This window comes from Nonomuraea helvata (genome assembly GCF_039535785.1).
Lineage (GTDB): Bacteria > Actinomycetota > Actinomycetes > Streptosporangiales > Streptosporangiaceae > Nonomuraea > Nonomuraea helvata.
Genome location: NZ_BAAAXV010000008.1, coordinates 109,197 through 123,186, shown reverse-complemented (window position 1 = coordinate 123,186; position 13,990 = coordinate 109,197). Strand labels below are relative to the sequence as shown.

The 13,990-nt window shown below is 69.8% G+C and carries 11 protein-coding genes; 8 read left to right on the top strand and 3 right to left on the bottom strand.

Going from position 1 to position 13,990, the window contains the following annotated elements; genetic code table 11:
* Together lanKC and ABD830_RS27925 are read right to left on the bottom strand one after the other, a co-directional pair.
* Positions 1-2,514 (bottom strand): class III lanthionine synthetase LanKC, encoded by a 2,514-nt coding sequence (lanKC, locus tag ABD830_RS27930; RefSeq protein ID WP_344993507.1) that lies wholly within the window; start codon positions 2,512-2,514, stop codon positions 1-3.
* 133 nt (positions 2,515-2,647) lie between these two features.
* Complete coding sequence (locus tag ABD830_RS27925; RefSeq protein WP_344993504.1) at positions 2,648-3,745, bottom strand: sensor histidine kinase; 1,098 nt, start codon at positions 3,743-3,745, stop codon at positions 2,648-2,650.
* A 281-nt stretch (positions 3,746-4,026) separates the two neighbouring features.
* Between ABD830_RS27925 and ABD830_RS27920 the strand changes: the two genes are divergently transcribed.
* The 8 genes from ABD830_RS27920 (at position 4,027) to ABD830_RS27885 (ending at position 13,170) form a co-directional block, all read left to right on the top strand.
* The gene (locus ABD830_RS27920; RefSeq protein WP_344993501.1) at positions 4,027-4,995 is read left to right on the top strand and encodes an aldo/keto reductase; all 969 of its coding nucleotides are present in this window, start codon (positions 4,027-4,029) and stop codon (positions 4,993-4,995) included.
* A 62-nt stretch (positions 4,996-5,057) separates the two neighbouring features.
* A complete protein-coding gene (polX, locus tag ABD830_RS27915) occupies positions 5,058-6,737 on the top strand; it encodes a DNA polymerase/3'-5' exonuclease PolX (RefSeq protein WP_344993498.1) in 1,680 nt (559 codons plus the stop codon).
* A 46-nt stretch (positions 6,738-6,783) separates the two neighbouring features.
* The gene (locus ABD830_RS27910) at positions 6,784-6,948 is read left to right on the top strand and encodes a hypothetical protein (RefSeq protein ID WP_344993495.1); all 165 of its coding nucleotides are present in this window, start codon (positions 6,784-6,786) and stop codon (positions 6,946-6,948) included.
* Positions 6,949-7,286: 338 nt separating this feature from the next.
* Positions 7,287-8,288 carry a trypsin-like serine peptidase gene (locus ABD830_RS27905; RefSeq protein WP_344993493.1) on the top strand — a complete coding sequence of 334 codons (1,002 nt, stop codon included), beginning with the start codon at positions 7,287-7,289 and terminating at the stop codon, positions 8,286-8,288.
* Positions 8,289-8,928: 640 nt separating this feature from the next.
* Positions 8,929-9,921 (top strand): hypothetical protein, encoded by a 993-nt coding sequence (locus ABD830_RS27900; RefSeq protein WP_344993490.1) that lies wholly within the window; start codon positions 8,929-8,931, stop codon positions 9,919-9,921.
* 89 nt (positions 9,922-10,010) lie between these two features.
* On the top strand, positions 10,011-10,862 hold the full coding sequence (locus tag ABD830_RS27895) for an SDR family NAD(P)-dependent oxidoreductase (protein ID WP_344993487.1): 852 nt from the start codon (positions 10,011-10,013) through the stop codon (positions 10,860-10,862).
* 69 nt (positions 10,863-10,931) lie between these two features.
* On the top strand, positions 10,932-11,828 hold the full coding sequence (locus ABD830_RS27890; RefSeq protein WP_344993484.1) for an RNA polymerase sigma-70 factor: 897 nt from the start codon (positions 10,932-10,934) through the stop codon (positions 11,826-11,828).
* Between the two features lie 103 nt (positions 11,829-11,931).
* Positions 11,932-13,170 (top strand): cytochrome P450, encoded by a 1,239-nt coding sequence (locus tag ABD830_RS27885; RefSeq protein WP_344993481.1) that lies wholly within the window; start codon positions 11,932-11,934, stop codon positions 13,168-13,170.
* Between the two features lie 153 nt (positions 13,171-13,323).
* Here ABD830_RS27885 and ABD830_RS27880 read toward each other — a convergent pair whose 3' ends face one another.
* The gene (locus tag ABD830_RS27880; protein WP_344993478.1) at positions 13,324-13,956 is read right to left on the bottom strand and encodes a TetR/AcrR family transcriptional regulator; all 633 of its coding nucleotides are present in this window, start codon (positions 13,954-13,956) and stop codon (positions 13,324-13,326) included.
* Between the last annotated feature and the right edge of the window lie 34 nt (positions 13,957-13,990).

Genomic DNA, 13,990 nt, shown 5'->3' with positions numbered 1-13,990 from the left:
CTACACCTCCTTCCGGAGCTCGTCGGGGGCAGGCCGCTCGGGAGCGGCCTCGAGGAACGGCAGATGGCCCGGCTGGTCGCCCAGCGACGTGCCGAGGGCGAAGAGCACGCCCGCCGTTCCGGTCGCGAAATCCATGGAGAGGCGCAGCAGCTGGTCGCCGGGGAAGGCCAGGCCTCCGCCGTACGGCAGCGCGTGCCATCTCAGGCCCTTGATGTGCTCGCGCGGGTCGCCCGTGCGGGCCGCGAGCATGCCCGCGCGCCCGGTGAACAGCCCGGACTGCACGAAGAAGCCGGCCTGCCCGGCCAGTCGCAGCTCGGCCAGGGCCGTGGCGAGCTCCTCGTCGTGCCTGTGCGCGAGATAGCGCTCCAGCACCAGGGCGATGCCGGCCGACCCCTCGTCCAGGTACGGCAGCAGCCGCCAGCCCTGGTTCACCTGGAGCGAGCCGTCCGCGGAGTGCCGGCAGCGCCGCAGGTCCTGCCGGAGCGCGGTCGCCGCCAGATCGAGCAGCGCCGGGTCCGCGGTGTGCTCATACGCGTGCAGGAAGAGCAGCGCGGGACCCGACGAGCCGTACATGAGCCCGGCCTTGGGGTTGCTGCCGCCGCTGAGCTCGGGGACGGGGGCGGCGAGCCGTTCGGCGCAGATGTCCGCCGCGCGCAGGGCGAGGTCGGTGCGGCCGGAGCGCAGCAGGTTCAGCCCGATGCCGGACAGGCCGGAGAACAGCGCCGACTCCAGGCGCTCCCACTTCTCGCGCAGGCAGACCTCGATGAGGTCGTCGGCGTCCTGGTGGTGTCCGAGCAGGTCGAGCACGTACGCGATGCCGTGCAGCCCGTCGTACAGGCCGAGTCCCGAGCCCTGGACGGGGCGGCGCGCGTGCTCGCGTAACCAGCGCTCGTATTCGGGGAACGGCCCGAGGCCCGCGCGGTGGAGCGCGAACAGCACGCCGGCCGCTCCGTAGGCCAGGTTGAACCCGCCGCCCGGCTGGAACTGGGCCACGTCGCCGGGGAAGAGCCGGTCGTCCCGCTCGGGGGTGGCGGCGGCCACGATGGCCCGGCACATCGCGTCGCGCAGCTCGGGCCAGCTCTCCGGCATGGTCACGGGCTCGCCGTCCGCGCCGACGGTCGCGACGGCCGCGTCCACCAGGTGCCCCGGCACGGGGAACGTCTCCTTGACGATCTCCCCCAGGTGGGCCGCCTTGGCGCGGTGCAGCGGCAGCATGATCGTGCACTGCGGCGCGAACAGGCCGAGGCGCAGGCAGGCCAGCGCGTACCTGTCCACGTCCACGCCCTGGCGGTCGGGGGGCGCGATGAAGGCGGGGTGGGCGAGCGCGGCGCGGCCGCCGTCCTCGGCGAGCGTGGCGACCTCGTAGTCGATCAGCGCCACCCGGCCGTCGGCGGTCAGCAGGATGTTGTCAGGGTGCAGGTCGCCGAAGACGACCCCGCGCTCGTGCAGCGACTCGACCGCCCGTTCCACGCTCTCCGACGTCTCGACCGCCCACGCGGTGTAGTCGGCGAGGTCCTGGTCGGTGCGGTCGGCGCGGGTCAGGGGGTAGCGGTGCACGAGGCGCCGCTGCAGCGGTGTGCCGTCCACGAACTCCTGCACGAGGAAGTGGTGCTCGCCCAGCGTGAAGTAGTCGAGCAGCGCCGGCGCGGCGGGCAGGCCCGACAGGCGCCGCAGGATGTCGCGCTCGTGCTGGAGCCGGGAGACGGCGTCGCGTCCTGCCGCGTCGAGCCCGGCGTGCGGCCTGGCCTCCTTGAGCACGACCTGCTCCCCCGTGCGGGTGTCCCGCGCCAGGTAGACGCCGCCGCCGTTGGAGAAGTGCAGCACCTTCTCGATCTCGTACGGCAGCCCGCTCGTGGTCACGGCGTTGCGCGCGGCCAGATGCGGCTCCAGGAACCCGGGCAGCGTCGTCCACGGCGGGACCGAGAACGTCGCGCCCCGCACGTCGGGCACGAGCCGCCCGTCGCCGTCCTCGAGGGCCAGCACGCGTTCGCCGGCCGCGGACAGGGTGTGCCGTTCGGCGAATCCGCCGTACCTGACGAACAGCGGGCCCGTGCCGTAGCGCAGGTCGCTGAGGATGTACGGGCCCTTGACGTCCCGCAGCAGCTCGTCGAGCTCCTTGAGCACGAGCTCGAGCTGGCCCTCGTCCCTGGGGTAAACAGTGATCAGCTTGCCGCTGGACGCCCGGGAGGCGGCCTTGGAGTTGACCATGACGAGCACCGGGGTGCCGCGCAGGAACTTGAACGCGATCCCCCGCGGGACGCAGTAGTCCCATACGGCGGCAATGGCCTTCTCGGCGTCCTCCACGCGGGCGGAAACATGGATCTTCCAGCCCTGGGCGGGCAGGGGCGGTTCGTTGTCGGGGGCGTAATAGCACCACGTGTCGGTCAGTGCGTTCGACCAGCCGGCGGGAACGGGCTCGCGTACAAGGGGAAAGTCGGCGTCTTCGGCCGTGCTGTGTTCGAGAGTGTCGTAGAAACACGGATCCACAAGGCAGTACAGCTCGTACTTGTCCATCTGGCGCCGACCTCCAAGGCGTTGTCCTTTGAGATTGCCGCCAAGACGCGATTTGGTCTAGTTACACATGACATCGAGTAATTATGCTTATTGAATTTGCCTTTGTGTGTTTTTCACAATGTATTGGGTGACATTAATTATCGAGTGGGACATATGCGTTGAAGGTGAACATTCCGGGCCTGGAGGACGTGGTCTCCAGCCAGCCGCCGAGGCTCGAGACGCGTTCGGCGAGGTTCAGCAGGCCCTGCCCCCTGTCCCACGGGCGGCGCGGCGCGCGCACCCCGTCGTTCCTGATCGTCAGGCGGACGATCCTGTCGCGTTCCAAAAGCTGGATGGAGCACTCGCGGGCCTCGGCGTGCCTGAGCACGTTCGTCACGCCCTCTCTCAGGGCGTGCGTGAGCGCCTCCTCGACGTCGCCCGGGAGGTCGCGGCAGGACACCTTGATCTGGCAGCGGACCCGTACGGACTCCAGGAGCGAGCGCGCGGAGCCCAGCTCCGCCGCCAGGGAGGAGCTGCGCAGGCCGTGGGCGACCGCTCTGACGTCGGCGGACAGGTTGCGCAGCAGCTCCAGCGTCTCCCTCGCCTCGTCCCCGGCCCGCTTGTCGTCCTCGTCCACGAGGCGCTGCACGAGCTGCGCCTTCAGCACGAGTACGGTGAGCCGGTGACCGACCAGGTCGTGCAGGTCGCGGGTGAAGCGGCGGCGCTCCAGGGCGACGGCCTTGCGCATGACGTCGGTGCGCGCCTCGGTCAGGCACCTGACCCGCTCGGCCAGCGCCACCATCGTGTACTCGACGACGCCGAGCAAGGGGGCGGCGAGCACCCACGCGGTGTCGATCATCGCCCTGTCAGGTGCGGCGAGCAGCACCGGGCCGCAGACCAGGGCCAGCACCACCAGCACGACCGACCGGATCCGGGCCGCCATCACGAGCAGCGCGCCCGACAGCAGGGCGAACACCGGCGTCCACGCCGCCCCGAACACCGCCAGCGGCAGATACGTGAGCCACGCCTGCACGGCCACGATCCACCACGCGCCCGCACGGCGTACCGGCGTCTCCGTGACGACCCTGACGTGCAGCGCCAGCAGGACCAGCAGCGTCACGCCGCCCGCGACCCCCGCCCCCGACCGCACCAGCCCGACCAGGACCGGCGTCGCCAGGGCGGCGAGGGCCGCCGCCAGCGCGAGCCCGCCTGATAAGCCGGGACTCCTGAGCTTGGAACGTGACCATGACACGAGCCTGCGACCTGTGTCTTTCACCCCACCCCCGATACGCGGTTGGATCGACGGAGCCGGCCGTGTCGTGATAGCCCCCGCCATTGCCTCGTTCCTCCTAATCGACCTGATCGCGCTCTGCCTTGTAAAGGTCATCGGCGCTTCGGATACCCATGACTTCCCGTCGGAGCCCTTGGTAACCAGACCGATCTGCTGTGTTTCCCCTCTTGCCGGACCTCGGCCCGCGGCCCCTGGCGGAGCCCCTGATCAGCCGGGCCAATCGCCCCCGTAAGGTGGGCGGCATGGAATACGCAAGACTTGGCAACACCGGTTTGAAGGTCTCCCGCATCTGCCTCGGCATGATGAGCTACGGCGATCCCGCCAGGCAGGAGTGGGCGCTGCCGCTCGACGAGGCGGAGCCGATCATCCGCAGGGCCGCCGACGCGGGCGTGACGTTCTTCGACACCGCCGACGTCTACAGCCGCGGCGCGAGCGAAGTGGTGACCGGCGAGGCGCTGCGCGCGATCTTCCCCAGGCGTGAGGACTACGTGCTGGCCACCAAGGTGTACTTCCCCATGGGCAAGGGCGCCAACGACGCGGGCCTGTCACGTAAGCACATCCACGCCGCCATCGACGCCTCGCTGCAGCGCCTCGGCACCGACCACGTGGACCTCTACCAGATCCACCGGTGGGACGACGAGACGCCCATCGAGGAGACCATGGAGGCGCTGCACGACGTGGTCAAGGCCGGCAAGGCCCGCTACATCGGCGCTTCGAGCATGTGGGCCTGGCAGTTCTCCAAGGCGCAGCACGTGGCCGAGCAGAACGGCTGGACGAAGTTCGTCTCGATGCAGAACCACTACAACCTCCTCTACCGGGAGGAGGAGCGCGAGATGCTGCCGCTCTGCGCCGACCAGGGCGTGGGCGTGATCCCGTGGAGCCCGCTGGCGCGCGGAGTGCTGGCCAGGGCGGGCTCGTCGGCGACGACCGCGCGGACGGGCTCCGACGAGCGCATCGACTTCCTGTACGACCCGGAGAACGACAAGGCGATCCTCGACCGGGTGGCGCAGGTGGCCAAGGAGCGCGACCTGCCGGCCGCCCAGGTCGCGCTGGCCTGGCTGCTCCACCAGCCGACCGTGACCGCGCCGATCGTGGGGGCCACGAAGGACCGGCACGTCGACGACGCGGTGGCGGCCGTGTCGGTGTCGCTGACGGAGTCGGAGCTGACCTTCCTCGGCGAGTCGTACCGCTCCCGGGAGGTGCGCTTCTAGCGGTCGCCGGATCGCCCAGCGGCGGTTCCCGGATTGTCGGCCCGACCTTCTAAGGTGTGGGCATGCGGGCAAACGAGCAGGCGGCGGCGGCGCTGCAGGAATACGCGGAGCTGTTCGCGCTCTGCGGCGGCGACGCCTTCCGGGTGCGCAGCTACCAGAAGGCGGCCAAGGCCATCGCCGGGTTCCCCGAGGACATCTCGGTGGTCGACGTGCGCGGCGTCCCCGGCGTTGGCGAGGCGATCGCCAAGAAGATGGAGGAGTTCCTGCAGCGCGGGAGCTTCCGGCAGCTCGACGACCTGCGCGGGCGCGTGCCCGATGGCGTGCGCAGGCTGACGCGGGTGCCGTCGCTCGGGCCCAAGACGGCGATCATGCTGTTCGAGGACTTCGGCATCGACTCCACCGCGTCGCTGAGCGAGGCGATCTCCTCGGGCCGCCTCGACGGCGTCAAGGGCCTCGGCCCGAAGACGCTGGCAAACCTGCTCAAGGGCATCGAGCAGCTCGAGCAGTCGGGCCGCCGCGTCCACATCGGCGTCGCCATGTCGCTGGCCGAGCAGGTGATGGCCTCGCTGGAGGCCGAGCGCATCGCGTACGCGGGGTCGCTGCGGCGGATGAAGGACACCATCGGCGACATCGACATCCTCGCGGTCGCGCCCGAGTCCATCATGGCCGGCTTCCGCGCCCAGCCCTACGTCGCCGAGGTCATCGCGGCGGGCGACAAGAAGACCTCGATCCGCACGACCTCCGGCATCCAGGTGGACCTGCGCGTGGTGCCCGCCGAGTCGTGGGGCGCGGCGATGCAGTACTTCACGGGCTCCAAGGAGCACAACGTCGCCATCAGGGAGATGGCGGTGAAGAAGGGCTGGAAGCTGTCGGAGTACGGCCTGTTCGAGGGCGAGCGGGTGATCGCCGCCGCCTCGGAGGAGGACATCTACGCCGCCCTCGGCATGCAGTACGTGCCGCCGCCGATGCGCGAGGACGGCGGCGAGGTCAAGGCGGCGCTCCGCGGCGAGTTGCCGGCGCTGGTGCGGCTGGAGGATCTGAAGGGCGACCTGCACACCCACACCGACCTGACCGACGGCGTCGCCTCACTGGAGGACATGGTGGCGGCCGGGCACGCCCGCGGCTACGCCTACTACGCGGTCACCGACCACGCCCCCGACCTGGCGATGCAGCGGATGACCCTGGACAAGGCGCTGGAGCAGCGGGAACGGCTGGCCGAGCTCCAAGAGAAATATCCCGACATGCGCCTCCTGCACGGCACGGAGCTCAACATCGCCCCCGACGGGTCGGTCGACTGGCCCGAGGAGATCCTCGCCGGGTTCGACGTGTGCGTGGCCTCGGTGCACTCCCATTTCGGGATGTCACGCGACGAGATGACCCGGCGCTTCATCGCCGCCTGCGAAAACCCGTACGTGGACATCATCGGGCATCCGACCACCCGCAAGATCGGCAAGCGGCCGGCCGTCGACGCCGACTGGGACGCCGTCTTCCGCGCGGCCGCGCGCACGGGCACGGCCATGGAGATCGACTCCTTCCCCGACCGCTCGGATCTGCCGTCCGATCTGGTCCGGCTGGCCAAGCACCATGGGGTGAAGTTCTCGATCGACAGCGACTCGCACGCGGTCCCGCACCTGGCCAACCAGCGGTTCGGGGTGGGGATCGCGCAGCGGGCGTGGCTGACCACGGACGACGTCATCAACACCTGGCCGCTGGACCGGCTCCTGGCGTTCCTCGGCCGCTGACACCCGCCGAGGGCACGCCGCGCTCAGTCGCTGACACTCGCCGGGCGTGCCGCGCTCGGCCGCTGACACCTACCGGGGATCCTTCCGCGCGGGCCTGGCCCTTCTGGTCGCCACCACCGCGGACCACTACGTGCAGCACGCCCAGCCCGATCTCGTGATCGCAGCGATCGGGTCGGCCCAGCGACAGGGCCCGGCTTGGCGCCGACGGTGAGCGGGCTCGGGCAGCAAGACCCGCCGTGGCCCGGTACGGCTCCCGTCGCTCACCGGCTCTTCACCGGCTGTCAATCCCAACATGAAATCGGGCTGCCGGGCGCATGGCCGCCGCATGTTTTCTTTTGAGAAGGGGAATTACCAGACCCTAAAAAAGTCAGGACCAAAACAATGCGGCTCGTATTTGGTGATTTACAACCGCTCTGACTTGTGTGTACCTTCGGGAGGTCTCGAATTCCCCAACGCCTTTATGGAGGCTCCATGCGCGGATTTCGGTTACGCCCGTCAGTAAGGCGCGTGCTCATAGCGGGCACAGCCGCCGTCCTCATGGGCGGAGCCATGGTGGTCACCGCTCCTGCGAGCGGTGCCGCCGCACCGAACATGAAAGCCCCGGCCGAGGCCGTCGCCGTCCCCGCTCCCGTCAGCCCGGACGTGGCGCAGGTGATGAGCACGGCGCGCAAGGCCAGGACAGAGGCCGTCCTGGCGTACTGGACAGAAGAGCGCATGCGCAAGGCAATCCCAGCGCCGGAATCCCCCGGCAAGCATCCCACTCAAGAATCGCCGTCCGACATCCAGTCGGCGGTCCCCAGAACCGTCCAGCCCGCGGCGCCGCCGTCCCTCAAGGGCGTGGAACGCGGCCAGGCCGGCCGAGGCACCAGCCAGAACGCCAACGTGCTGGTCAACGCGTCGATCGCCGTCGGCAAGGTCTTCTACCGTAACGCCGTGGACGGACGCGACTACGTCTGCTCCGCCGGCGCGATCAACAGCCCGTCCAAACGCATCGTGAGCACGGCCGGTCACTGCGTGCACGGGGGCAGCGGCGGGAACTGGCACCAGAACTGGGTCTTCGTCCCTTACTACAATTACGGGAACCGTCCGTACGGCACCTTCGCCGCGAATTGGCTGATCAGCTTCAACGGCTGGATCAACAACGGTAACTTCGATTACGACGTCGGCTTCGTCAAGACATTCAACAATGAGCGGGGCCAGATACTCGTCGACACGGTGGGCGGTCACGGCTTCCAGACCGGACAGCCGAAATCGCGCTCCATGACCATGCTCGGCTACCCGTCGGAGTCCCCCTACCCGGGAGACTGGCAGTATTTCTGCCAGGGCACCACGTCCGCCTCCGGATCGAATCAGATCACGATGGGCTGCCCCCTGACGCGCGGCCAGAGCGGCGGCCCGTGGCTCGCGTCGTACAACGACAGCACAGGCCTCGGATATGTCAACGGCACATCCAGCACACTGGACAGAATTGTCAATCCCACCCAGTGGTGGAGTCCTTATTTCGACAATCCTGACTGGGATCTCTACAACTACGCCGACCAGATATCCTGACGAATAGCGCAGCGGGCTCCCCGGCTCCACGCCGGGGAGCCCTGCCCCGTTCTCAGTCTCCCGTCGAGGGGAGGTCCCGGCCTTGTCCAGGACGGTCCTAGCGGCAGCCGCGACCGCGGTCCTGATCGCTCTCGCCGTGATCGTGGTGCGCATGGCCACGTCACAGCCTGCGGAGGGCGCTCGCCCCACTCCCGCTGACACCGGCATTCCCGCCTCGCCGACTGCTCACCGCGTCGCGACTCCCACGCCGGCTGAGGATTACTGGACGGACGAGCGGATGCGTCGAGCGTCTCCGGCGCCCGCGCCTGTTCAGACGGAGTGAGCGCGCCCCGTTGAGCGGCGCCCCGCCGCGGGGAGTGCGCGGGCGTGCCCGGCTTCCTCCACCACCGTCACGTTCGGCCGCCGCGTCCACCGGGTGCGAGCCTCGACGGCCCGGGGGACGCCCTCGGGCGGCCATCGGTCGAGCGGGTCTCCTGCCCCCGGCGCGCAGGACGCCGACGCCAAGCACCAGCCGCTTGCTTGCGCGAAACAAGCACTCCCCCTGTCAGGGGATCTCGCCATCGCCCGCTGTGGGGAGGGCCCGCGGCAGGTTCCCCCGTCCGTGGGATCCGCGCGCGGGCGGCCGGCGGAAGGATCGCCGGTGTCGGAGGTCGATGCGGGGAAGGCGGGGGTCACGTTGACGCGGGTGCCATCAAAGGAGGAGGCGCGGCCGTCCGCCGCGGCCGTCGGTGCCTGGTGGAGCGTCGCGCGCAGAGCAGCGGGGTACACGGCCGCGCTCACGATGTCGCTCTATCTGGTGGTCAAGGTCATCTGGATCGTGGCCGCGTTGACCGGGCACGGGCCGTCGGACGTCGGCACCGCCGGCTGGGTCGGGCTCAACGCCGTCACGGTGGGGATGTCGGCGGCCGGGGTCGCGCTGGGGCTGGCGCTGGCACAGCGGTGGGGGCGGCGGCTGCCCGCACTTCCCGTGATCTTCCTGTCCTGGGTGGGTGCCGGCTTCCTGGTCCCGATGCTCCCGTACATGGTGATCAGCACGATCCTCGATGCGTCCGGCGGGGCCGGGGGCGCCGGGTCGGCGCCCGGCTGGGAGATGGTCTTCATCGCCATCGGCTTCGCCGGGATGGCGGCGGGGCTGGCCGTCGCCCTTCCGATCTACCTGAGGGAGAGATGGCCGGGGCATTTCCTGGGGCGGATCGGACAGATCCGGCCGCACGTCTCACGCTGGGCGCGGCCGGCGATGCTCGCGGCCGTCATGCTGGGCCTGATCTGGCTGTACTGGGGGTTCGGCGGCACAATCGGCCTGGACCCCGCTCATCTCGCTCATCGGGATCTCAACGCGCGGCTGTTGACCGGGAACGCGGGACTGTGGGCCCTGATCGGCGGCTGGAGCATGCTGGTGCTCGGTCGTCGCCGCCCCGCCCGGCTGCCGCTGTGGGTCCCGATGACGCTGGGGTTCGCGGCGTCGGGGTCGCTGTTCGCCTGGAGCTGCTGGAAGCTTCCGCTGGCCGTCCTGCGGCCCTGGGACTACGTGCCGGCCGAACATCCCGTGATCGCCGTGATCGAGCACGCGCTGAGCATCGGCACGGGCCTGGCCCTCCTGGTCTCCGCCATCAGACTTCCCGGTCGTGAGTGACACAGGTCACGTTCGGACGGTGTTATGTCTTTGCCGGCTCGTGTGTCTTGAGGTGGAACAGCCACCGTAGAAAGAACGGGAAAGACATCATGAGCAAGGTCTGGTTCGTCACCGGTTCGTCGCGCGGCCTCGGCCGCAACTTCGTCGAGGCCGCCCTGTCCCGGGGCGACAAGGTGGCCGCGACCGCGCGGAACGCCGGAAGCCTTGACGAGCTGGTCGCCGCCTATGGCGACGCGGTGCTCCCGCTGGAGCTGGACGTGGCCGACAAGGCCGCCGTGTTCGAGAGCGTGAAGCGGGCCAAGGAGCACTTCGGCCGACTGGACGTCATCGTGAACAACGCCGGCTACGCCCAGATCGGCGCGATCGAGGAGCTGACCGAGCAGGACCTGCGCGACCAGATGGAGACCAACCTGTTCGGCGCGGTGTGGGTGATCCAGGCCGCGCTGCCGTACCTGCGCGAGCAGCGCTCGGGGCACATCATCCAGCTGTCCTCGGCGGCCGGGGTCATCGCCATGCCGCTCGGCGGCGCGTACCACGCCTCCAAGTGGGCCCTCGAGGGCTTGAACGAGGCCCTCGCCGGCGAGGTCGCCGACTTCGGCGTCAAGGTGACCATCATCGAGCCCGGCGGCTTCGCCACCCGCTCCGGCAACAACCCCGACCCGCTCAACAACGGCCACATGGCCGAGCGCGACCCGGCCTACGACGGGCTTCGGCGGCGCCTCGGCGCGGTCGCCGGCAAGCAGCCCGCCGGCGACCCGGCCGCCGCGGCCCAGGCGCTGCTCAAGCTCGTCGACTCCGACAACCCGCCCCTGCGGGTGCTCTTCGGCCAGGGCTTCTACCCGATGATTCAGCAGGTCTACGCCGACCGGCTCAAGACCTGGGCCGACTGGCAGGATCTTTCGGCGGAGGCGCACGGCAAGCTCGACCAAGAAGCTCGGTGACCCTCTGACGTGCATGAGCGGTCGAATGACCGCCGGCGAAGAACAGCCACGAAGGAGAAGGACCGAGACATGGGCGATCACGCCACCAACCCGGCGACCGAGACGTTCCTCGCCCACCGCAACCTGCTCTTCACCGTCGCATACGAGATGCTCGGATCGGCGGCCGACGCCGAAGACGTCCTGCAGGAGACCTGGCTGCGATGGGTCAAGGCCGACGTGGAGCAGGTGCTCGACCAGCGCGCCTACCTGATCCGGATCACCACCCGGCAGTCGCTCAACCGCCTGCGCAGCATGAAGCTCCGCAGGGAGGCGTACGTCGGTCCTTGGCTGCCGGAGCCGCTGCTCACCGCGCCGGACGTGGCCGATGACGTCGAGCTCGCCGAGAGCGTGTCGATGGCGCTCATGCTCGTCCTCGAGACGCTGTCGCCGACCGAGCGCGCCGTCTTCGTGCTGCACGAGGCCTTCGACGTCGGCTACGACGAGATCGCGGACGCCCTCGGCAAAAGCCCGGCGGCCGTCCGGCAGATCGCGTACCGGGCCCGCCGGCACGTCGAAGCCCGCCGCCCGCGCGAGGCGGTCTCCTCCGGCGAGACCCGGGCGGCCCTGGAGTCGTTCCAGCGCGCGCTCGAAGGCGGGGACCTGCAGGGTCTGCTTGACGTGCTGGCCCCCGAGGTCGTTCTGGTGAGCGACGGCGGCGGCATCAAGCAGGCCGCGCCGCGGCCCATCATCAGCGCCGACAAGGTGGCCCGTTTCATCGTCGGCGGCATCGGCAAGGCCGGGGTCGCGCTCACCGGCGACCCCACCGTGGTCAACGGCAACCCGGCACTCATCCTCCGCGTGGACGGCGAGATCGACGGCGTCATTGCGATCCGCGTCGAGGACACCCGCATCACCGGCCTCTACTACGTCCGCAATCCGCAGAAGCTGACCCGCATCGGATCCGAGACCCCGCTCACCCTGCGATGACCACCGGTGGCGGACAGCCGGGCCTGCCCAGGACCCGCGTCGGGCTTCACCACCGAAGAGCGCCGAACAATCTCAGCCAGATCTCTTTACCGGGAGGTCGTTCATGACGAAGAGCATGACGAAGAGCATCGCCGGCGAACTCGCCGACCTGGAACTGCCGGTCGAGCGTGGTTGCCCGTTCGCCCCGCCCGCCGAGTACGAGCGACTGCGCGAGCACGCCCCGATCAGCAGGACTCGCCTGGCGAGCGGCGCCGAGGTGTGGTGGGTGTCCGGGCATGCGGAAGGCCGTGCCGTCCTCGCCGACCGCCGCTTCTCCTCCGACCGCCGCAAGGACGGCTTCCCGGTACTCAACGTCGATGCGGCAACCCTGCAGCAGCTCCGCAGCCAGCCGCCGTTGATGATCGGCATGGATGGCGAGGAACACGCCGCGGCCCGGCGTCCGGTGATCGGCGAGTTCACCGTGAAGCGGCTGGCCGCACTGCGCCCGCGCGTCCAGGAGATCGTCGACCGGTTCATCGACGACATGCTCGCCACCGATCAGCGTCCCGTCGACCTGGTGCAGGCGCTGTCCCTGCCGGTGCCCTCACTGGTGATCAGTGAACTGCTCGGCGTTCCCTATACCGACCACGACTTCTTCCAGAGCCGCACCGCCGTGGCGGTACGCCGGACCTCCTCGCCGGAGGACCGCCGGCGAGCCTTCGCCGAACTCCGCGCCTACATCGACGACCTGATCACCCGCAAGGAGTCCGAACCCGGCGACGACCTGTTCAGCCGGCAGATCGCCCGGCAACGCCGGAACGGCGCCCTCGACCACACCGGCCTGGTGAGCGTGGCCTTCCTGCTGCTGACCGCCGGACACGAGACCACGGCGAACATGATCTCGCTCGGCGTGATCGGGCTGCTCACCCACCCGGAGCAGCTGGCCCTGATCAAGGCCGATCCGGGCCGGACCCCCATGGCCGTGGAGGAACTGCTGCGCTACTTCGCCATCACCGACGCGGTCGCCTCCCGGGTGGCCACCGAAGACGTGCGGATCGGCGGGGTGAGCATCAAGGCCGGTGAGGGCGTCGTGGTCTCGAGCCTGTCGGCCAACTGGGACCCTTCGGTGTTCAAGAATCCGGCCGACCTGGATGTCGAGCGTGGGGCCCGCCACCACCTCGCCTTCGGGTTCGGCCCGCATCAGTGCCTCGGCCAGAACCTGGCCCGGATGGAACTGCAGATCGTCTTCGACACGCTGTTCCGCCGCATCCCCACCCTGCGGCTCGCCACACCGGTCGAGGACCTGCCGTTCAAGACGGACGCCGTCATCTACGGCGCCTACGAGCTCCCGGTCACCTGGTGAGCGGGACAGAAGCGGGCAGCGGGGCCCGCGTCGGCATCGTGGCCCTGCGGATCGGCCACCGCTGACGCGCGTGCCGATGCCGCACGCGCTCGGTGATCCGGCACGCCTGGGCCGCTCCCGAGCCGGCCGGTTCCGCCGGCCGATCGACTCCGCCTAGGCGGGGTCGAGGCCGAGGAGGCGGGCGACGAGGGCGACCTGTTCGGCGTAGTGGCGGAGGAACTCGGGCGAGCGGGGATCGACCCGGCAGACGCCTTCGATGACGTGCGGAATCGAGGTGGTCGCCATCGCGGCGGCCATCAACATGACCATCAGGCAGGCCGGGTCCACTTCAGCAGGCAGACGGCCGACCGACTGGGCGTCACTGATCTCGTCGACGGCCCTCTGCAGCCGCTCCGAACGGGGCGCGTGATCAGGATCGCTTTCCGGACCGGCGTACTCCAGACCGCCCCACGCCATCAGCCGGACACCGTCCGGGTTGCTCAGCGCCTCCAGCGCGTAGCGGCGGATCTGCTCGGGCAGCGGCGTGTCCGGCGTCACGAGCTCGCTCTCACGCTGCCGCCACTCCTGTGACAGGGCCTGGTAGAGGCCCTCCTTGCCGTCGAAGTAGTACGAGATCAGCTGCTGGTTGACGCCCGCACGGGCCGCGATCGCGGCGATCCGGCCGCCCGCGTACCCGTGCGCGGCGAACTCGGCCGCCGCTGCGTCCAGGATGAGCTTGCGGGTGCGCTCCGCGTCACGCTGCCGCTCCTGCGGCTTGGGTGACCTGCGCGGCTTCGGCGTGGGCACGACCCGATCATACCTCCACCTGACAGTCCCATCT